The sequence below is a fragment of the Myxococcus llanfairpwllgwyngyllgogerychwyrndrobwllllantysiliogogogochensis genome (assembly GCF_006636215.1).
Classification (GTDB): Bacteria; Myxococcota; Myxococcia; order Myxococcales; family Myxococcaceae; genus Myxococcus; species Myxococcus llanfairpwllgwyngyllgogerychwyrndrobwllllantysiliogogogochensis.
Genome location: NZ_VIFM01000199.1, coordinates 1 through 21,175 on the forward strand (window position 1 = coordinate 1; position 21,175 = coordinate 21,175).

The following is a 21,175-nucleotide window of genomic DNA, read 5'->3' on the forward strand; positions in this document are numbered from 1 at the left end:
CCCTCAAACACCACCGCCACCGCCTCCGGCGTCCTCCCCGCCTGCGCCTCCACCAACTCGTGCGCGCAGACCTCGATGCGTGATTCGACGGTCGTCGCGTTCCACGTCTCCAGCACGAGGCGTCGGTCCAGCTCCGTCACGAGGGACAGCTCGGACAGGCGCAGGTGAGGCGCCACCACCGCTCGCTCCAGCAAGCGCTCCAGATGCGCCACCAGGCGCTCCGCGGTCGCGGGCTCGTAGAGGTCGGTGCGGTACTCCAGCATCCCCGACAGCCCCGTGGGCGACTCGCTCAGCGTCAGCGTGAAGTCGAACTTCGAGGTGCCGCTGTCCACATCCAGCGGACGAAAGCGCAGCCCCGGACTCTCCAGCGCGGCCATGGGGGTATTGACCAGGACCAGCGCCACCTCGAAGAACGGCGAGCGCTTGGGCTGGCGCTCCGGCTGGAGCGCCTCCACCAGCTTCTCGAAGGGCACGTCCTGGTGCGAGTACGCCCCCAGCGTCGTCTCACGCACGCGAGACATCAGCTCGCGGAACGTCGGGTCTCCGTCCAGCTTGGTGCGCAGCACCAGCGTGTTCACGAAGAAGCCAATGAGTCCTTCCGTTTCCGGAGAGGTGCGTCCCGCGACAGGGGCCCCCACGCAGATATCGTCCTGCCCCGAGTACCGCGACAGCAGCGCCTGAAGCCCCGCGAGGAGCCCCATGAACAGCGTGGCGCCCTCCTGACGACAGAAGCCACGCAGCATGCGGACCAGCCCCACCGGCAGCTCCACCTTGAGCACCGCGCCCGGGTTGGAGGCCCCGGCGATGCGAGGGTGGTCCGCCGGAAGCTCCAGCGCGGGCGGGGCGCCCTCCAGGCGCTGCCTCCACCACGAGAGCTGTCGCTCCAGCGCCTCCCCTCGCAGCCGCTCGCGCTGCCGCACCGCATGGTCCGCGTACTGGAGGGGCAGCTCCGGCAGCGGCGAGGGCCGGCCCGCGCTGAAGGCCTCGTAGAGCGCGACCACTTCCCGGATGAGCACGGAGATGGACCACGCATCCGAGATGATGTGGTGCATCGTGACGACGACCACATGCTCGCGCTCCGTCAGTCGCAACACCCGCGCGCGCAAAAGCGGACCCCGGACCAGGTCGAACGGCCGCCGAGCTTCCTCGCGCACGGTGCGCAAGCCGATGGCTTCACGCTCCGACGCCGGCAGGTAGCGCAGGTCCTCCACTTCCAGGGCCATGGGCGCGTTGCCCGCGTGAGCCACCACCTGGAGCGGCCGCCCATCCCTCGCGGGAAACACCGTGCGCAGCGACTGATGTCGACACACCAGCTCCGTGAACGCCCGCTCCAGCGCCGCCACGTCGAGCGTCCCCTCCAGCCGCAACGCCGCTGGCAGGTTGTAGAGCGGGCTGCCCGGTGCGTACTGGTCCAGGAACCACAGCCGCTGCTGCGCAAACGACAACTCCGCCTGACGCTCGCACGGCACCAGCGATGACGGCCGCGCCTCACGCGAGGGATGCAGTGGCTCCAGCACCTCTCCGGGCTGCAACGCCACCAGCGCATCGATACGTCCCGCCAGCGCCGATACAGTCACCAGGTCGAACATCTCCTGGAGCGACAGCTCCACCCGCAGCGACGTCCGGATGCGCGAGAGCACCTGTGTCGCAAGCAGGGAGTGGCCACCGAGTTCGAAGAAACTGTCGAGCGCGCCCACCTGCGGGATGTTCAACACCTCACTCCAGATGTGCGCGACCGCGCGCTCCGTGTCGGTGCGGGGTTCCACCGCACGGGTGACGCTGCGCTCTACGAGGAGGTCCTGGGAGCGTGGCTGGGTCATGGCGAGGGGCCTGGGAGGGGAGTCCAGGTAAAACAAGTCTTACTGAGAAAACCTGTGCAAATGCACGCAGCCCCCTACCAAGGATGACGGGTTCACACTTGGGCGCGTGGTGTACGACTGACCCGGGGATGCATCGTTCAGGGCAGGGCATCCGTAAAATTGCTTCAAGCCTGGATGACCAGCGCACTGCGCCAAAGCAGACTGTCCTATAGTGCTCGTTTCAAACCGACCATGAAGACAACGCTCTCACTCATGACGCTCCTCGCCGCTGGTGTCAGCCACGCCGCGGGGTTTCAGATCGACACGCAGAGCGCTCGCGCCACGGGCCTGGGCAACGCGGCCACGGCGTGGCTGGAGGACTCGTCCGCGATCTATTCCAACGCGGCCAACATCCTGGGCGTGAAGACGTTGGACATCACCGTGGGCGACACCGGAATCCTCCCGAGCCTGAAGTTCACGCCGACGGGGGGCACCACACAGGGACAGAAGCTGACGCTGTCACCACCGCCGCATGTCTTCGCGGTGTTTCGGCCCTTCGAGAAGCTCGCGTTCGGCGTGGGTGCGTACACGCCCTATGGCGCGCGCAGCCACTGGGAAGAGGACTTCGTGGGGCGCTTCCGCGGGCAGGAGTCGAACCTCGCCGCGTATTACATCAACCCCACCGTCGCGTATCAGCTCCACGATTCCGTCCGCGTGGGCGCGGGCGTGGACGTCGTGCGCTCCACGGTGGAGATCCGCCGGGCGCTGAACTTCCTGGAGAGCGAGGGCTCCATCCACCTGGGCGGCGGCGCCTGGGGCGTGGGCTTCAACGCGGGGCTCCAGGCGGAGCTGCTTCCCGGGGAGCTGACGCTGGGCGTGCACTACCGCAGCTCGGTCGCCGTCACGTTCGAGGGGAAGGCGGACTTCCAGAACATCCCCGTGGAGTTCCAGCAGCGCATGTCGGACCAGCGCGTGAGCGCGGACGTCACCTTCCCCGCCACGCTCGCCATCGGACTGGCCTTCTACCCCGTGGAGCGGCTGACCATGGCCCTGGACGCCCAGGTCACCTACTGGTCCAGCTTCGAGGAGCTGGCCATCACCTTCCCCGACACGCCGCAGCTCAACAACCCGTTGGCCAAGAGCTGGTCGACGAAGATCAAGTACCACCTGGGCGCCGAGTACGCCGTCACGCCCCAGCTCCAGGCGCGCGCGGGGCTGGTCGCCGACCTGTCGCCGAGCCCCTCGGACACGCTGACGCCGGACCTTCCGGACGCGGACCGCTACAAGGTCGCCATCGGCGCGGGCTACACCACCACGGCCGGCCTGCGCGCGGACGTGGGCTACCAGTTCGTCTTCCTCGCGGACACGGAGAGCACCGCGCCGGGCATTGACGGAACCTACTCCGGCTCCGCGCACGTGCTCGGCGTGACGCTCGGCTACGCCCTGTAATCAGCCCCCGGGATTGGCGATGACATCCATCGTCCGGTGCATGCGCGCCAGTCCCAGCCGCACGAGCGCGCGTCGCATCTCCGCCTGCCCCCAGAAGTGCTTGCGGAACACGTCCCGGTCCAACCGCAGCAGCGTGCAGGGCGTCAGGGCCTTCACCGTCGCCGTGGCCCGGTGCCCTCGCAGCAGGGAGACCTCGCCGAAGAGGTCTCCCTCCACCATGTCGGGATACGCCGTCGTGTGCCCATCCGCGTGCGTGTGGAAGACGCCGCAGCGGCCGCGCAACAGGATGTAGAGCGCCTCACCTGGCTGGCCGTAGGTGAGCAGTTGCGCCCCGGCCTCCACCGCGCAGGGGACGAGCGCGCTGCCCAGCTGCGCCCACAGCTCCGGCGACAACTCGCTCAACACGGGACTGCCGCACAAGGCATCCGCGAGCAGCCTCTCGCGACACCGCATGGCGACCACCGGAGCGTCCAGTCCGTAGCGCGAGCCCGTCAGCGACAGGCCCGTGTGAGACAGCTCCCGCAGCACCGTCCGCTCCAGCGTGACGACGCTCGCGGTCCGGGGACACTTCGCCATCATCGCCAGCTCTCCGAAGAAGCCGCCGCCCGAAAGCTGCGTCACCAGGCGGGCCTCGCGACTCCCGGCCTCCCGGTACACGCCCACCTTGCCTTCCAGGATGACGAACATCGACGAGCCCGGGTCTCCCTCGCGAACCACCACGCGGCCCGCGGGCAGGAACCGCGTCCACACCGGGAGTGGAGCGGGCCCCACCGGCGACGCCTCGGGCGCGGGAATCGTGGCGCCCACGCGCGGGGACGATTCCCCAGGCTCGGGAGTCTGAGTCGAACAGGGACCTGGGGAAGCCAGACGCGCCATGCTGCCTCCACGGTGGAGCCGCATGACAAACCTAGACGCCTTTGAAATATGCCGCAGTGAACGGCTTCACATCCCGAATGCCCAGCGGTGCTAAGGGGTTTCCCTACCCAGGCGCTCGGGATGGACCAGGGTGATGACTCCCCCCTCGTAGGACAGCAATCCCTCGCGCACATAGAAGCGCAGCCACTTGTTGGTGCTCTCCCGGGTCAACCCGCAGAGGTTCGCCAGGTCTGTCTGCGTGAGGTTGCAAGGGATGACCACACCTCCGGGCCCCTGAACACCCTGCTCCCTCCCCAGGTCAAGCAACACCCGAACCAGCCGCTCCCGCGCATCCAGGAAATGGGTGTCATGAACCAGCTGGGTGACATGCCTGACCATCTGGCTCAAGGTCGCCAGCAAGCCCAGCGAGACACCCGGACGGGTCTCCAGAAACCGGCGGAAGTCCTCCCTCTGGAGGGTCAGCAGCTCCGACTCCTCGCGCGCGACGGCATCCGTGGACCGGGGCTCTCCATCCAGCAACGCCAGCTCCCCGAAAAAGTCCCCCCGCCCCAGCAACGAGAGAATGACTTCCTTGCCGTCGGGCGAGCTCAGCCGGATGTCAATCTCACCGCGCCGGATGATGAACAGCGACGTCCCCACGTCTCCCTGATGGAAGACAACCTCGCCTCGCGCGAAACGTCGCGGACGCAGCAGCGCGGAAAGACTCTCCAGGGCTTCGTCCTCCAGTCCAGCGAAGAGCGAGACTTCGGACAGCAGCGCAGCGTGTGACATGGCATCCCCCATGGCTCACCCAGACGCTCTCGCGCCCACGCGAATCAGAACCCACTCACACCCCACATTGCATCACCCCCGCCCGGGTGGAAACGCGTCAACGCATTCGCCCCGGAGTCTCAGCACTCTTGACACCGCGCGGCGCACATGGCACTTAGTCGCCCAATAACGATAATGAGAACCATTCTCATTATCCCACTTTTACCTCGGACCCCTCGGGTACCGGCAGGAGAAGGCCCCGATGGGAGACACACCGCGAGTGGCACTGGTGACGGGTGCCGCGCAAGGCATTGGCGCCGAGGTCGCGCGGGTGTTGGCCGGTGAAGCGACCATCGCCGCGCTCGACACGAACGCGGAGGGCCTGCTGTCGCTGGTGGCGGAGCTGCGCGGCAAAGGCCAGCGGGCCACGGCCTGGCCCGTGAGCGTGAGTGACGCCTCCGCGGTGGAGACCGTCGTGGAGCGCATCGAGAAGGAGCTGGGGCCCATCCACACGCTCGTCAACGTCGCGGGGGTGCTGCGGATGAATCCGGTGGTGTCGCTCAGCGACGAGGACTGGGCCACGACGTTCGGGGTGAACACGAACGGGGTGTTCCATGTCTCGCGCGCGGTGGCCCGGCGCATGGTGCCTCGCCGCGCGGGGGTCATCGTCACCGTCGGCTCCAATGCCGCGGGGACACCCCGGATGCAGATGGCCGCGTATGCCGCGTCCAAGGCCGCGTCCACCATGTTCACCAAGTGCCTGGGCCTGGAGCTGGCTCAGTACGGCATCCGCTGCAACGTGGTGTCTCCGGGCTCCACCGACACGGCCATGCAGCGGGGCATGTGGAAGGACGAGCACGGCGCCGACGCCGTCATCGCCGGAGCCTCGGAGACGTTCCGCGTGGGCATTCCCCTGCGGCGCATCGCCACGCCCCGGGACATCGCGGAGGCGGTGCAGTTCCTCGCGTCGGACCGCGCGCGACACATCACCATGCACGACCTCTGTGTCGACGGCGGCGCCACGCTGGGCGTCTGAGCCCGCGCCCTCCTCCACCCGGCGCCCGGGTGGCTCGAAGTTGAGATGGATTCTTTGTTTCAGGATTGAAACGACAGGTTTGCTCCAGGGCCGCGCCCGCGACGAGGGCGTGGCCTTCGGAACAGGAGGTTGGCTGTGAAGACGACCGAACGCGCAGTGGCAACCCAGAAGCTGGCCGCGCAGTTGCTCGAGAGCTACGAAGCGGGCTCCTCATTCTTCTTCGCCTCACCCCGCCGCACGTTGCTGGCGCAGGGCACCTTCGCCACGGTGCCGCACGTGGGCGGGACGAGCTCGCTCGCGCGGTTGCCCGAGCGCGTGGCGGCGGTGCTCAGCGAGGCGCGGCAGGCGGACCACGACATCCCGGTGGCGGTGGGCGCGGTGCCCTTCGACGGGCGCGTCCCGGCGCAGCTCGTGGTGCCGATGACCATCCAGCGTGCGGGGCCTCTCGTATTCGACGACGTGGCGATGCCTCACCAGGGCGTGCCCACGCGCTACACCGTGCAGCCCGTGCCGGAGCCGGCCGCCTACCTGGACGGCGTGGCGCAGGCGCTGAAGCTGATGGAGAGCGGCCCGTTGCGCAAGGTGGTGCTGTCGCGCTCGCTGCACCTGAGCTCCACGACGCCCATCGACCTGCAGCGGCTCTTGCACAACCTGGCCCGGCGCAACCCGTCTGGTTACACCTTCGCGGCGGACCTGCCCACGCGCCCGGGGCTGATGCCCGGCGAGGGGCGGCGCACGCTGATTGGCGCGAGCCCGGAGCTCTTGGTGTCCCGCTCGGGAATGCAGGTGCTGGCCAACCCGCTGGCGGGCTCGATTCCGCGCAGCCCGGACCCGGTGGAGGACCAGGCCCGCGCGGCGGCCCTGCTCCAGTCCCCCAAGGATTTGCACGAGCACGCGGTGGTCATCGACGCGGTGGCGGAGGCCATGCGGCCGTTCTGCAAGACGCTGGATGTGCCCGCGAAGCCGTCGCTCGTCAGCACCCAGACGATGTGGCACCTGTCCAGCCGCATCGTGGGAGAGCTGGCGGATCCGTCCATTACTTCGCTGACGCTCGCCGTCGCGCTCCACCCCACCCCGGCCGTCTGTGGCTACCCGACGGAGCTGGCGCACGCGACCATCGGCCACATCGAGCCCTTTGACCGCGGCTACTACACGGGCACCGTGGGTTGGTGTGACGTGAATGGTGACGGCCAGTGGGCGGTGACCATCCGCTGCGCGGAGGCGGACGAGAACTCGCTGCGGCTGTTCGCGGGCGCGGGCATCGTCGCGGGCTCCAAGCCGGAGTCGGAGCTGGCGGAGACCGAGGCGAAGTTCCGGACGATGCTGGTCGCCATGGGCCTGGGTCAGGGCGTCGAGGTGAAGCCGTGAGCCAGGGCGACTCCCGGCTGCCCGGCTGCCCCACGTGGCCCCAGGATTACGCGGAGCGCTACCGCCGCGCGGGCTACTGGAAGGGGGAGACCTTCGGACGGATGCTGCGCGAGCGCGCCGAGCGTCATGGCGATCACACCGCGCTGGTGTCCGGCAAGGAGCGCTGGACGTACCGCGAGCTGGACGCGCGCGTGGACCGGCTCGCCGCGGGCCTCAAGGGCCTGGGCATCCAGCCCCAGGACCGCGTGGTGGTGCAGCTGCCCAACATCGGCGCGTTCCACGAGGTGTGCTTCGCCCTCTTCCGCCTGGGGGCCCTGCCCGTCTTCGCGCTGCCCGCGCACCGCGCCTCGGAGATCGGCTACTTCTGCGAGTTCACCGAGGCGGTCGCCTACGTCATCGCCGACCGGCACGGCGGCTTCGACTACCGCAACCTCGCCACCAGCGTGCAGGCGAAGACGCCGTCGCTCCGGCACGTCATCGTCGTGGGAGACGCGGGGCCCTTCACTTCGCTGGAGGGCCTGTATGCCGACTCGCCCGTGGAGCTGACGGAGCCGCGTCCCGACGACGTCGCCTTCTTCCAGCTCTCCGGCGGCAGCACGGGCGTGCCCAAGCTGATTCCCCGCACGCACGACGACTATCTGTACAGCCTGCGGGCCAGCGCGGAGATCTGCCAGTTGGACGCGTCGAGCGTGTACCTCTGCGCGCTGCCCGCCGCACACAACTTCCCCATGAGTTCGCCGGGCGTGTTCGGCACGTTCTACGCGGGAGGCACCTCGGTGCTGGCCCTGCACCCGAGCCCCGACGTGGCCTTCCCGCTCATCGAGAAGGAGAAGGTCACCATCACCGCGCTGGTGCCTCCGCTGGCCATGGTGTGGCTGGACGCGGCCAAGGCGCGCCGGCATGACCTGTCCAGCCTGCGCGTGCTCCAGGTGGGCGGCGCGAAGTTCAGCGCCGAGGCCGCCGCGCGCGTGAAGCCCGCGCTGGGCTGCACGGTGCAGCAGGTCTTCGGCATGGCCGAGGGACTGGTCAACTACACGCGCCTGGACGACTCCGAGGACCTCATCGTCAACACGCAGGGCCGCCCCATCAGCGCGGACGACGAGGTTCGCATCGTCGACGAGGACGGCCAGGACGTGGCGACGGGTGAGACGGGCCATTTGCTCACGCGCGGGCCGTACACCATTCGCGGCTACTACAAGGCGGAGGCGCACAACGCGCGCGCCTTCACGTCCGACGGCTTCTACTGCACCGGAGACCTGGTGCGGATGACCGCGGACGGCTACCTCGTGGTGGAGGGCCGCGCGAAGGATCAAATCAACCGGGGCGGCGACAAGGTCGCGGCGGAGGAAGTGGAGAACCACCTCCTGGCCCACCCGGAGGTTCACGACGCGGCCGTCGTCTCCATGCCGGATGCCTTCCTGGGCGAGCGCACCTGCGCGTTCGTCATCCCCCGGGGAACGCCTCCCGCCGCCACGTCGCTGACCGCGTTCCTGCGGGAGCGGGGGCTGGCGGCCTTCAAGATTCCGGACCGGGTCGAGTTCGTCGAGACGTTCCCCAAGACGGGCGTCGGCAAGGTCAGCAAGAAGGCGCTCCGCGAGACGCTGAGCCGCCCCACCGCTCCCCGCTGACACACCCTCCCCTCTCCTTCCTTCCAGAAAAGGACCCCCTCATGGCGCTCCCAGCCATCACCCCCTATCCGATGCCCGGTGCCGCCGACCTGCCGAAGAACAAGGTCGCGTGGACGCCCGACCCCAAGCGGGCCGTGATGCTCATCCACGACATGCAGCGCTACTTCGTGGAGGCGTTCACCCCCGGCCAGTCCCCCGTGACGGAGCTGGTGCCCAACATCCAGCGGCTTCGCGCGCACTGCCTCTCGCTGGGAATCCCCGTCGTCTACTCCGCGCAGCCGGGCGGCCAGACGCCGGAGCAGCGCGGCCTGCTGCTCGACTTCTGGGGCGGCGGCATCAACGGCGGTCCGCTCCAGAAGCAGATCATCGACGCGCTCGCGCCGGGCGAAGGTGACCTCCAGCTCACCAAGTGGACCTACAGCGCGTTTCGTCGCACGGACCTGCTGGAGATGATGCGCGCGCGCGGCAAGGACCAGCTCATCATCTGCGGCATCTACGCGCACATCGGCTGCCTCCAGACTGCCAGCGATGGCTTCATGAGCAACATCCAGCCCTTCCTGGTGGCGGATGCGCTGGGCGACTTCTCCCTGGCGCACCACCAGCTCGCGCTGAGCTACGCGTCGCAGCTCTGCGCCGTCACCACCACCACGCAGCAGGTCATCGACTCGCTGGGCCTGCCCGCCGTCAAGGGCGCTCCCGGACTGAGCCAGCACCAGGTGCGCGCGGATGTCGCGGAGCTGTTGCAGCAGTCGGTGATGGAGGTGAACGAGGATGCGAACCTGCTCGAGCAGGGCCTGGACTCCATCCGGCTGATGAGCCTGGTGGAGCGGTGGCGGAGCGCGGGCGCGGAGGTCACCTTCGTGGAGCTGGCGGAGCGGCCCACGCTCACCGAGTGGTACGCGCTCCTGCGCGCCATGCCCCTTCCGCCTCCTGACGCGAGCAGCGTCCAGGTGGCCCTCCACCGTTAAGCGCCGCCCACGGAAGCGAGGCTCCCCCCACCTCGCTCCATGCCGATGCCCTCTCTCGAAGGACCTGCGATGACCGAATCACACGACGCACGCTGGCCGCTCACCGCGGCCCAGCACGGAATCTGGGTCGGTCAACAGCTCGACCTCGCGAGCCCGATCTACAACGCCGGGGAGTGCATCGAGCTTCGTGGCGCCATCGTCCCCGAGCACTTCGAGGCCGCCGTCCGTCAGACGGTCGACGAGGCGGAGGCCCTCCACGCGCGCTTCGAGTCCACCCAGGAAGGCTCCTCCCAACAGGTCAGCCCCCGCGTGGAGTGGGCGCTCCAGCACGTGGACGTGTCCACCGAAGCTGACCCGTGGGCCGCCGCCCAGGCGTGGATGAAGGAAGACCTGACGCGCACGGTGGACCTCACCCGAGGGCCGCTCTTCGCCCAGGTGCTCTTCAAGGCGGGGCCGGAGCGGTACTTCTGGTTCCAGCGCGTGCACCACATCGCCATGGATGGGTATGGGTTCTCGCTGCTCACCCGGCGCGTGGCGGACCTCTACACGTCTCGCGTAACGGGCAAGGCCGCGCCCGCGGGCTTCGGTCCCCTGCGCCCCGTGCTGGACGAGGACGCGGCCTATCGCGCCGGTCCCCAGTTCCAGAAGGACCGTGACTTCTGGGTCGGCCGCCTCGCGGACGCTCCGCTGCCGGTGACGCTGGCGCCGCCGGCCCCCATGTCCGCGTCGTTCGTTCGCTCCACCCGGATGCTCGCGGGCACCGACGTGGAGCGGATGCAGGCCGTGGCGAAGCAGCTCGGACTGACGTGGCCGGACCTGGTGCTCGCGGCGACGGCGGCCTGGATTCACCTGCGCACCGACGCGCCGGAAGTCGTGCTTGGCCTTCCGGTGATGACGCGGCTGGGCTCCGCGGCGCTGCGCGTGCCGTGCATGGCCATGAACATCGTGCCGCTGCGAGTGCCCGTCTCCCCCGGTGCCACCCTGGCCTCACTGGCCCGGCATGTCGCCGCGGAGATGCGCGCGTCCAGGCCCCACCTGCGCTACCGCTACGAGCAGCTTCGACGCGATCTGCGCCGCGTGGGTGGGCAGCGCAAGCTGTTCGGCCCCGTGGTCAACATCATGCCGTTCGACTACGGCGTGCGCTTCGCGGGCCTGCCCGGCATCGCGCACAACATCTCCGCGGGGCCCGTCGAGGACCTCTCCATCGGGATGTATGCCCGCTCGGACGGCGGTGGCCTGCGCGTCGACTTCGACGCGAACCCGGTCTGCTACGACGCGCGCGCCGTGGACTCCCATCAGCAGGAGTTCCTCCGGCACCTGGACACGTGGCTCGGCGCGCCCGAGCAGGCCGTTCGCGAGCAGGTCCTGTCGACCGGTGGCGACGCGTCGGTCCTGGATGGAGGCCCGCTCCCCGCGCCCGCCCATCCGGTGCTGGAGCTCATCGAACGCCAGTCTCGTGAGCAGCCGGACGTCATCGCCGTGGAGCATGGCGAGCACCGCCTGACGTACGGCGAGCTGTGGCGGGCCGCCGGGTCGCTCGCGGAGCGCCTCGTCGCCGAGGGCGTCCAGTCCGACACGCCCGTGGCGGTGAAGGTGCCGCGCGGAATCGACGCCATCGTCGCGTCGCTGGGCATCCTGCGCTCCGGCGCGGGCTACCTCCCGCTCGACCCCACTGGCCCCGCCTCCCGCTCGGCCGCCATCCTCGACGACGCCGCGCCCTCGCTGATGGTCCTCCCGTCGGAGACCGTCTCCGCCACGGACGCGAGCCCCCGCGCGGCCGGGCACCTGACCGTCCTGAAGCGCGACGTCGCCGCGGAGACGGTCGCCCCTCGCGCCGAGGCTGAGCGGCTCGCGTACGTCATCTACACCTCCGGTTCGACGGGCCAGCCCAACGGCGTGCAGATTCCTCACCAGGCGCTGGCACACTTCGTCGCGGGCGCCACGCACCGCTACGCCGTCACCCGCGAGGACCGCATCCTCCAGTTCGCGCCGCTGCACTTCGACGCGAGCGTGGAGGAGGTCTTCCTGGCGCTGACCTCGGGCGCGCGGCTGGTGCTGCGCACCGACGAGATGCTCCAGTCCGTGCCCCGCCTGCTCGAGTCCTGCGCGGCCCACGGCATCACCATCCTCGACCTGCCCACCGCGTTCTGGCACGAGCTGGCCTACGCGGTATCCACGGGCGCGGCGCGGCTGCCATCCTCCCTGCGCACCGTCATCATCGGGGGCGAGGCGGCCCTGCCAGAGCGCGTCGCCCGCTGGCGGGCCACCGTCGGTCCGAGCGTACAACTGCTCAACACCTACGGCCCCACGGAGGCCACGGTGGTGGCGACGGTGGCGTCGCTCGCGGACGCCGGTGGTCCGGAGTCCGAGCGAGATGAGGTCCCCATCGGCCTGCCGCTTCCCGGCGTCCGCGCGGTGCTCGTGGATGCGCAAGGACGACTCGTCGCTCGGGGCTCGGAGGGCGAGCTGTGCCTCTTGGGTGGCGCGCTCGCGCGGGGCTATCTCGGCCGGCCGGAGCTGGACAAGGCTCGCTTCATCTCCCTGGCCGCGCTGCCCGGCCAGCCCCGCGCCTACCGCACCGGCGACAAGGCCCGGCTGCGGGAGGACGGACAGCTCGTGTTCGTCGGTCGCGTGGACGACGAGCTGAAGATCAGCGGACACCGAATCGACCCGGCCGAGGTGGAGACGGTGCTCCTGGGCCACCCCGGCGTGCGTGAGGCCGCGGTGGTCGGACAGGTGCTCCCCGGCGGCGCCCGCCGGCTCTGCGCGCACATCGTCGCGGAGGCCCCCGTGCCTTCCGCCGCCGACCTGCGCAAGCACCTGCTCGCGAACCTGCCCGCGCCCATGGTGCCGGGCGCCATCGTGTTCGCCGAGCGCCTGCCTCGCACCAGCACGGGGAAGATCGACCGCGCCGAGTTGCGCAAGGCCACCACCACCGACGCCTCCTCCACCGTGGCGCAGGCCACCACGGAGCTGGAGCGCGTGGTGCTCGGCATCTGGGAGGAGGTCCTCGGCGCCACGGGCCTCACCGCGCAGGACGACTTCTTCGACCGAGGGGGCCAGTCCCTCCAGAGCATCCAGGTGGCCAACCGCCTGGGCATCGCCCTGGGCCGGGAGGTCCCCGTCGCCACGGTGTTCCGCTACCCGACGGCCGCCGCGCTGGCCCAGGCGCTGGAGCACGGTGAGGCCACCGGCTCCGAAGCAAGCGGCCCGAGCACCACGATGCTCGCCGACGCGGAGCTGTCCGAGGACATCGTCCCCCGTCCGAGCACCACCGCGCCCCAGGGCGTGGGCGGCAGCTTCGAGACGCGCTTCCCGGAACCCCGCCAGGTGCTGCTCACGGGCGCCACGGGCTTCGTCGGCGCGCACCTGCTGGACCAGCTCCTGCGCCAGACGCGCGCCCGCGTGGTCTGCCTGGTCCGCGCCAGCGACGAGGCCCAGGCGATGGAGCGCATCCGCGCCGCGCTCTCGTCCCAGCAGCTTCCGACGTCGGGCCTCGCCGAGCGGGTGCTCGCGCTGCCGTCGGACCTCACCCAGCCGATGCTCGGCCTGGACAGCGCGCGCTTCCACGGGCTGGCCGCGGAGTGTGACGTCATCCTGCACAACGCCGCCGTGGTGAGCGTCGTGCGCGAGTACGGCAGCGTCCAGGCCGTCAACGTCAAGGGCACGCGCGAGCTCTTGCGCCTGGCCGCCGCCGTGCGCCTCAAGCCCTTCCACTACGTGTCCACGCTGGCCGTGGCGCCCCAGGCGAACGTGAGCCCGGAGGTGCCCGAGGACTTCGTGCAGGCCCACCCCGGACTGCGTGACGGCTATCAGCAGAGCAAGTGGGTCGCGGAGCGACTGGTGCAGCACGCCTCCGAGCGCGGCCTGCCCGTCGCCGTCTACCGGCTGGGCCGCGTCGTCGGCGCGACGGACACCGCCATCGTCAATCCGCAAGATCTGGTCTGGCGCATCCTGCTCGCGGGCATTCCCTCCGGCTCGCTCCCGCTGCTCGACGTGGGAGAGACCTGGACCCCCGTGGACTACGTGGCGCGCGCCATCGTCAAGCTCTCCCGCGTCGCCACGCCCGGCACCGTGTTCAACGTGACGCCCGTGCCCGACGTGCGACTGCCGGACCTGTTCCGCTGGGTGCGCGAGTACGGCTACCCCGTGGACCTGCTCCCCATCCCCGCCTGGCGCGCCCGGGTCGCGGAGCGCGCCGGCACCGCGGACAACACCACCACCCTGGCCTTCTTCGACCTGCGCTCCGGTGACTCGGCGCCCGCGTTCGGCCTGGGCCCCATCCGCTGTCAGCGGTTGCATGAAGCCCTGGAGGGCACTGGCATCACCTGCCCCCAGGCGGATCGCGACCTCTTCTTCCGATACCTCGCCTGGTGCGTCACGCGCGGCCTGCTGCCCGCGACGCCTGGCTCCCCCAAGGAAACGGCCCCCTCGTGATGAACCGAACCTGGAATCCCCGCACCTGGCGGGAGAAGCCCGTGAAGTACATCCCGGATGACTATCCGGACATGCGCGCCCTCCACCGAGTGGAGGAAGAGCTGTCCCGACTCCCTCCGCTGGTCCACCCCTCGGAGACGCGGCGGCTCACCGCCTCGCTCGCGCAGGTGGCGCAGGGCAAGGCCATCCTGCTGCAAGGCGGAGACTGCGCGGAGAGCTTCAAGGAATTCACCACCGACAACATCCGCGACACCTTCCGGCTCATCCTCCAGATGGCCGTGGTGCTCACCTTCGCGGGCGGACGCCCCGTGGTGAAGGTCGGAAGAATCGCCGGCCAGTTCGCCAAGCCGCGCTCCAGCCCCGTGGAGACGCTCGACGGTGTCACCCTCCCCGCCTACCGGGGCGACATCATCAACGGCATGGACTTCGAGGCCGCCGAGCGCATCCCCGACCCCAAGCGGCTGCTCAAGGCCTACCACCAGTCCTCCGCCACGCTGAACCTGCTGCGCGCCTACTCGCAGAGCGGCTACGCGGACCTGTGCAACCTGCACCGGTGGACGCTCGACGGCGTCTCCGGCTCACCGCAGGGGGACCAGTACCGCAAGCTCGCGGACTCCATCTTCGAGTCCCTCTGCTTCATGAGCGCGCTGGCGCCGTCCCCGGAGTACACGGCCGCGCCCACGCCCACGCCCGTGGACCTCTTCACCAGCCATGAGGCCCTGCTCCTCAACTTCGAGGAGTCGATGACGCGCATGGAGCCCGGCTCCGGCCACTGGTTCGACGCCTCCGCCCACATGCTGTGGATTGGCGAGCGCACCCGCCAGCTCGACGGCGGCCACGTGGAGTTCATGCGCGGCATCCGTAACCCCATCGGCGTCAAGTGCGGGCCCACCATGGACCCCGACGACCTCCTGCGCCTGATGGACGCGCTCAACCCGGAGGCCATCCCCGGACGCCTCACGCTCATCGGCCGCTTCGGCTCCGACAAGGTCGCCGACTGCCTCCCGCGCCTGATGGCCGCCACCCGCCGCGACGGCCGCCCCGTCATCTGGTCCATCGACCCGATGCACGGCAACACCCACAAGGCCAGCAACGGCTACAAGACGCGCTCCTTCGACCGCATCCTCTCCGAGGTGAAGTCCTTCCTGGAGGTCGCCTCCTCCGAGGGCGTCCACCCGGGCGGCATCCATCTGGAGATGACCGGACAGAACGTCACCGAGTGCCTGGGAGGCCCGCTGGCCGTGACGGAGGACGACCTCCACAGCCGCTACCACACCCACTGCGACCCCCGCCTGAACGCGGACCAGGCACTCCAGCTCTCCTTCATGGTCGCGGAAAAGCTTCAGGCCCTGAAGACCCCCCACGCCAGGGCAGCCTGAGTCACCCATCAACCCTTGACAGCACTGGGTCTACAGGAATACACGGCCTCGCAAATGAAAATGAGAACCATTTTCATAATCCCCACTGGGCGCGGACGAGAGGTCGTTGGCCGGATGCGTTGGAGCGTGGCGGTGATGGTGTGGCTCGCGTTCGCCCTTCCGGCGCGAGCCCAGGTGACCGGTGAGGCCCAGGTGCCGGCGGCGGCGGCGCAAGCCCCGGCGCCCGTGCCGGCCGTGGTGGCGCCGAAGCTGGTGACGTTCGTGGAGGCGCCCTACCCGGCCGAGGCGGAGCAGGCCCGGCTGGAAGCCACGGTGCGGTTGAAGCTGACGCTGGATGACCAGGGCGTCGTCACGGAGGCGGAGGTCCTCGAGCCCCAGGGACACGGGTTCGACGAGGCGGCGCGACAGGCCGCGCTGAGCTTCCGCTTCGAGCCGGCCCGGCGTGAGGGTGTCGCCGTCGCCTCGCGCATCGCCTACAGCTACGAGTTCCGCCTCCCCGTGGAGCCCGCCCCCGCTCCCGTGGTCGAGACGCCCGCTCCGGCTCCGACGCCCGCACCGGAGGCCGTGGCCCAGCCGCCCGCTCAGCCCGAAACGCCCGGGGTCACCGCGGCGCCGGTCGACGTGAGCCAGGAGGCCATCGACGTCACCGTCGAGGGTGAGTCCGTGGCCAACCGCCGGCGTCGCTCCGCCGAGGCGGTGAAGGTCATCGAGACGGAGAACCTCCAGCGCGAGGCCGTGGACATGGGCCAGGCGCTGGCGCGCAGCGAAGGGGTCGGCGTGCGCCGCGCGGGAGGCCTGGGCAGCCGGGCCCGCTTCTCCCTGGCGGGGCTCGCGGATGACCAGGTCCGCTTCTTCATCGACGGCGTGCCGCTGGAGCTCGCGGGCTACGGCCCGGACTTCGCGAACGTCCCCGTCAACCTGGTGCAGCGCATGGAGGTGTACCAGGGCGTCGTGCCGGTGCGCTTCGGCGCGGACGCGCTGGGGGGCGCCGTGCAGATCGTCACCACCGAGAACCTCCAGGGCAGCGGTGCCTCCGCGTCCTACGAGATTGGCTCGTTCGAGACCCACCGCGTCGCCGCGAGCGCGCAGCACGTGGCCAGCACCTCCGGCCTCTTCGTCCGAGCCAGCGGCTTCTTCGACTCCAGCCCCAATGACTACCGCGTCGACGTCCGGGTGGAGGACAGCTCGGGGAAGCTCAGCGACGCGCGGCTGCCGCGCTTCAATGATGCCTTCCGCGCGGGAGGCGGCGGCGTCGAGGTCGGCTTCCTGGACAAGCCCTGGGCACGGCGCCTCATCCTGCGTGGCTTCGCCTCCGCGTCCACCCAGGAGATCCAGCACGACACGACGATGAAGGTGCCCTACGGCGAGGTTGACTCGGGCAACCAGTCCGGCGGCGCCACGCTCCGCTTCGAGCACACCTATGACGGCGGCCTCATCGCCGATGCCGTCGGCTATGTCTTCCGACAGGCGCGGCTGAGCGACCAGGGCCGCTGCGCCTACGACTGGTTCGGCCGGTGCGTCGCCGAGCTCCCGCAGGCCGGAGAGATGGAGAGCCGCGCCGTCGACCGTCATGTGGGGCAGCACACCGGCTTCGCGCGCATCAACCTGGGCTGGACCTTCACTCCCAACCAGATGCTGCGGCTCGCGGTGTCGCCGACCTGGGTGAAGCGGACCGGTGAGGACCGCGCCCTCCGGAACACCGGACTGGTGGACCCGCTCAGCGCCCGCCGCGGCCTCTACACCCAGGTGACCGGGCTGGAGCACGAACTGGATGCCTTCGACGAGCGGCTGGAGAACATCGCCTTCGTGAAGAGCTACGTGCAGCTGGCCCGCGCGGACCGGCTGAGCCCCGACAACAGCTTCATGCCCGTGGACCGGGACACCTTCACCTTCGGCGTCGGTGACTCGCTCCGCTATCGGCTGTCGTCCCTGCTCATCGCCAAGGCTTCCTACGAGTGGGCCACGCGCCTGCCCCGGCCCGACGAGCTGTTCGGCGATGGCATCCTCATCGACGCGAACCTGGAGCTGGATCCAGAGACGAGCCACAACCTCAACCTGGAGCTGGCGCTCGACACGCGCGAGACGCGGCACGGCTCGTTCCGGGGCGGCGTGATGGGCTTCGCGCGACTGGCGGACCAGCTCATCATCCCCCAGGGGCGCGAGGGCTACTTCACGTACCAGAACGTCTTCGCGGCACGTGCCCTGGGCGGCACCGGCGCGGCCGGGTGGACGTCTCCGGAGCAGCACTTCTCGCTGGACGGCAACGTCACCTGGCAGGACGTCCGCAATGTCTCCAACGAGGGCGCCTTCGGCATCTTCGAGGGGCAGCGGCTGCCCAACCGGCCGCACCTGCTGGCCAACGGCAGCGCCCGCTTCCAGTTGAGCGGCCTGGCCTCGTCACGCGACGAGCTGTCGCTGACCTGGCACACCCGGTACATCCACTCGTTCTACCGGGGCTGGGAGAAGCTGGGCACCCAGGATTCGAAGCAGGACATCGACGCGCAGCTCCTGCACTCGCTGGCCCTCACCTATGTCACCCGGACCGCGCGCGCGACCTTCAGTTGGACGGTCGACGTGCAGAACCTGACCGACGCCACCGCCATGGATTTCATGGGCGTTCAGCGTCCCGGCCGCAGCGTCTCCGCCAAGGTGGTCGCGGAGCTCTGAGTCACCAACACGCAGTCATCCTCTCCGAAAGGCTTTGCCCCCCATGAAGATTCGCTCGTTCTTCCCCCTGTCGCGCATCACCGCCGCGGCGCTCGCGCTGTCGCTGTTCGCGGGCTGCAATGACGACGACGACAAGGATCCGGAGCCGACCCCCAACACCGGTCCCGTCTATGCCGCCATCACCCAGGTGAGCGTCGATGGTGAGTCGCAGAGCTACATCGTCCTGACCGACAAGGTCGACGTCACCACGCCGCTCGCCCTGGAAAACGCCATCGAGGTTCCGGGCCGCGCCCTGGGCTCTGGCATCGCGAAGAATGGCCTGCTGTACGTGAGCAGCAGCGAGGGCGCCGTCGTCACCCGCTACAAGCTCACCGCGGAAGGCAAGCTGGAGAAGGACAAGGACGCGCAGGGCCGTGACGCGGAGGTCAGCTTCCAGGGAAGCGGCGTCAGCTCCATCGGCGAGTACCAGCACCAGTTCCAGTACGTCTCGGAGACGAAGGCGTATTACATCGACGGTCGCTCGGGGAAGGTCATCGTCTGGAACCCCACCGCGATGACGGTCACCAGCGCCATCACCCTGACCGGGCTGACCATCGAGGGCGCGCTGAGCACCTTCGCGACGATGCCGGTGCGCGTCGGCAACAAGATCATCATCCCCATCGGCTGGCGCCCGAGCGCGGGCATCGGCATCACCAAGCAGGCCGGCGTCGTCGTGGTGGACACGGTGGCCGACACGGCGACCATCGTGACGGATGACCGCTGCGGATACGTGCGTGACGGCGTCGTCGGTCCGGACGGCCTGGTGTACCTGGCCACCGAGGCGTACGGCGCGGCCGTGTACCGCACGGCGGGCCCGGAGACCACGCCGGTGCCCTGCCTGCTGCGCTTCAACGCGACGACGCAGACCTATGACCGCGCGTTCTTCCGCAACCTGGCCGACCTGACCAACGGCAACGCCACGGGCTCCCTGCTGCGCGGCCCCAACGGCACCGCGTACCTGCGCGTCCTGGACGAGACCACCTACACCGTGGTTCCGGGCGTGCACCCCCGCCCCGTGGCCAGCGCCGTCGCCTGGAAGTTCTGGCAGCTCAACCTCAGCACCTTCACCGCGACGGAGGTCACCACCCTCCCCGTCTCCACGGGCAGCACGTTCCTGTACGACGTGACGGACAGCCGCACGCTCTTCACGGAGTTCACCAGCACCTCCACGACGAACTTCCGCGACCTGACCAGCCAGAACGGCGCGGTCGCCTTCAGCACGCAGGGCCTGGTCTTCTCCTTCCTGCAGCTGCGCTAGTCACTTTTTCATCCCATGGCGCCGGGTGCGGAGGTCGCATCCGGCGCCGTGGAGTCCTGCTTCAAGGCAACCCGTAGACAACGACGCGGCGATGACGAGCGGTCATCACGACGACGCCTGAGAGAGCGACCATGCACATCGTGGAAATCGTCAAGGATGTCTTCGTGCAGTGGGGTGCCAACTGGGTGCTCTGGCTGCTGTTCGCCCTGTCGCTGGTGAGCATTGGCATCATCATCGAGCGGTGGATTGTGTTCCGCACCAAGCAGGACCTGGTGCGCGAGCTGTCCGGCACGCTGGAGGAGACGCTGGCGAGCGGCGACTTCCCCTCGGCCATCTCCAAGCTGGAGAAGCGCACGTCCGTGGGCGCCACGGTGGCCCGCGCCGGGCTCCGGCTTGCGCCGCAGGGCATGACGGCGGCGGAGAAGGGCATGCAGAGCGCGCTCGCGATTGAGCGCTCCACGCTGGAGAACCGGCTGGCCTTCCTGGGCACGCTGGGCAACAACGCGCCCTTCATCGGGCTGTTCGGCACCGTCATCGGCGTGCTGCTCGCCTTCGAGGCGCTGAGCGAGACGACCGCGGGCGCGGTGGTGGGCAAGACGAGCCAGGTCGCCTCCAACGCGGTGATGGGCAGCATCGCCGAGGCGCTGGTCGCCACGGCCGTGGGCATCGGCGTGGCCCTGCCCGCCGTGGCCGCCTACAACTACTTCCAGCGGCGCATCGCGAGCATCCTCTCGGACGCCGAGGCCCTCACCAACCTGGTGCTGGCCTACGTCTCCGCCCGTGAGCGGGCGGCGGCGCGCTCCTCCACCGGAGGCGCCTGACCATGGCGGGCGGAACGCAGCCCCGAGGCGGCCTGATTGAGGGCATCAACGTCACGCCGCTCGTGGACATCATGCTGGTGCTGCTCATCATCTTCATGGTGACCGCCCGGCTGGTGGACAGCCCCGCCGTGCCCCTGGATCTCCCCAAGGCCTCGCAGAGCGAGGACGTGCAGACGGTGTTCGCCGTCTCCATCACCGCCACGGGCCAGCTCCTGGTGAACGGCGAGGGAATCACCGAGGCCGCGCTGCGAGACAGCGCGCGGCATGCCCTGGTGAAGGATCCGGAGCTGCGCGCGGTCATCCAGGCGGATGGCGCCGTGCCGCACCGACAGGTCATCGCGGTGTTGGATCAGCTCAAGGAAGCCGGGCTCACGAAGGTGGCCTTCGGCACCGTGCGCCCCGCCGAGCCGGCGACGCCCGAGACCCCTGCGACGGAGGACGGGCGTGTCATCCCCTGACCCCACCGCGCGCCCCGACGCGAGCATCGCGAGCATCATCCTGGGCCCGCCGCCCGCGCGGCGGCGACACGGGCTCGTCTGGGCCATGGTGGCCACCGCGTCCCTGCACGGCATCGCCGGCGTCGTCGCCTGGCAGGCCTGGCGCAAGGGTGAATCCCTGGCGCCCAGGGTCACCCAGAAGAAGCAGACGCTTCAAATCGACCACGTGGTGGACCTGAAGCCGCCCCCGCTGCCTCCCGAGC

The 21,175-nt window shown here is 69.7% G+C and carries 14 protein-coding genes and 1 pseudogene; 12 read left to right on the forward strand and 3 right to left on the reverse strand.

Annotation, left to right across the window (positions count from 1 at the left end; translation table 11 throughout):
• Positions 1 to 1,820 (reverse strand): condensation domain-containing protein (locus tag FJV41_RS35075; protein ID WP_246137613.1); only part of this gene is annotated, 1,820 nt, incomplete at its 3' end.
• Positions 1,821 to 2,051: 231 nt separating this feature from the next.
• Here FJV41_RS35075 and FJV41_RS35080 point away from each other — a divergent pair.
• Positions 2,052 to 3,248 carry an OmpP1/FadL family transporter gene (locus FJV41_RS35080; RefSeq protein ID WP_141646959.1) on the forward strand — a complete coding sequence of 399 codons (1,197 nt, stop codon included), beginning with the start codon at positions 2,052 to 2,054 and terminating at the stop codon, positions 3,246 to 3,248.
• Here FJV41_RS35080 and FJV41_RS35085 read toward each other — a convergent pair whose 3' ends face one another.
• The gene (locus FJV41_RS35085) at positions 3,249 to 4,055 is read right to left on the reverse strand and encodes a cyclic nucleotide-binding domain-containing protein (RefSeq protein WP_246137614.1); all 807 of its coding nucleotides are present in this window, start codon (positions 4,053 to 4,055) and stop codon (positions 3,249 to 3,251) included.
• 159 nt (positions 4,056 to 4,214) lie between these two features.
• Positions 4,215 to 4,895, reverse strand: coding sequence for a Crp/Fnr family transcriptional regulator (locus tag FJV41_RS35090; RefSeq protein WP_141646961.1), 681 nt, complete (start codon positions 4,893 to 4,895; stop codon positions 4,215 to 4,217).
• 241 nt (positions 4,896 to 5,136) lie between these two features.
• Between FJV41_RS35090 and FJV41_RS35095 the strand changes: the two genes are divergently transcribed.
• The 11 genes and pseudogenes from FJV41_RS35095 to FJV41_RS35145 all read left to right on the forward strand — a co-directional run.
• Positions 5,137 to 5,910, forward strand: coding sequence for a 2,3-dihydro-2,3-dihydroxybenzoate dehydrogenase (locus FJV41_RS35095; RefSeq protein WP_141646962.1), 774 nt, complete (start codon positions 5,137 to 5,139; stop codon positions 5,908 to 5,910).
• Positions 5,911 to 6,045: 135 nt separating this feature from the next.
• Entirely contained in the window at positions 6,046 to 7,278 is a 1,233-nt protein-coding gene (gene dhbC / locus FJV41_RS35100; RefSeq protein WP_141646963.1) for an isochorismate synthase DhbC, read from the forward strand.
• A complete protein-coding gene (locus FJV41_RS35105; RefSeq protein WP_141646964.1) occupies positions 7,275 to 8,906 on the forward strand; it encodes a (2,3-dihydroxybenzoyl)adenylate synthase in 1,632 nt (543 codons plus the stop codon). Before dhbC ends, FJV41_RS35105 begins: the two co-directional genes overlap by 4 nt.
• A 41-nt stretch (positions 8,907 to 8,947) precedes the next feature.
• Positions 8,948 to 9,874: an isochorismatase family protein gene (locus tag FJV41_RS35110; protein WP_141646965.1), complete on the forward strand. Its 927-nt coding sequence runs from the start codon at positions 8,948 to 8,950 to the stop codon at positions 9,872 to 9,874.
• Positions 9,875 to 9,943: 69 nt separating this feature from the next.
• Entirely contained in the window at positions 9,944 to 14,311 is a 4,368-nt protein-coding gene (gene mxcG, locus FJV41_RS35115) for a myxochelin non-ribosomal peptide synthetase MxcG (protein ID WP_141646966.1), read from the forward strand.
• A complete protein-coding gene (locus FJV41_RS35120; RefSeq protein ID WP_141646967.1) occupies positions 14,308 to 15,690 on the forward strand; it encodes a class II 3-deoxy-7-phosphoheptulonate synthase in 1,383 nt (460 codons plus the stop codon). Before mxcG ends, FJV41_RS35120 begins: the two co-directional genes overlap by 4 nt.
• 114 nt (positions 15,691 to 15,804) lie before the next feature.
• Positions 15,805 to 18,357 (forward strand): TonB-dependent siderophore myxochelin receptor MxcH, encoded by a 2,553-nt coding sequence (gene mxcH / locus FJV41_RS35125; protein WP_246137615.1) that lies wholly within the window; start codon positions 15,805 to 15,807, stop codon positions 18,355 to 18,357.
• Positions 18,358 to 18,400: 43 nt separating this feature from the next.
• On the forward strand, positions 18,401 to 19,654 hold the full coding sequence (locus FJV41_RS35130) for a DUF4374 domain-containing protein (RefSeq protein WP_141646969.1): 1,254 nt from the start codon (positions 18,401 to 18,403) through the stop codon (positions 19,652 to 19,654).
• A 131-nt stretch (positions 19,655 to 19,785) separates the two neighbouring features.
• Positions 19,786 to 20,475, forward strand: a complete 690-nt coding sequence (locus tag FJV41_RS35135) for a MotA/TolQ/ExbB proton channel family protein (RefSeq protein WP_141646970.1) — start codon at positions 19,786 to 19,788, stop codon at positions 20,473 to 20,475.
• A 2-nt stretch (positions 20,476 to 20,477) separates the two neighbouring features.
• Positions 20,478 to 20,933 (forward strand): ExbD/TolR family protein, encoded by a 456-nt coding sequence (locus tag FJV41_RS35140; RefSeq protein ID WP_141646971.1) that lies wholly within the window; start codon positions 20,478 to 20,480, stop codon positions 20,931 to 20,933.
• A pseudogene (locus FJV41_RS35145) lies at positions 20,920 to 21,175 on the forward strand (ferric siderophore ABC transporter substrate-binding protein); the annotation flags it as partial. The gene FJV41_RS35140 and the pseudogene FJV41_RS35145, both read left to right, overlap by 14 nt.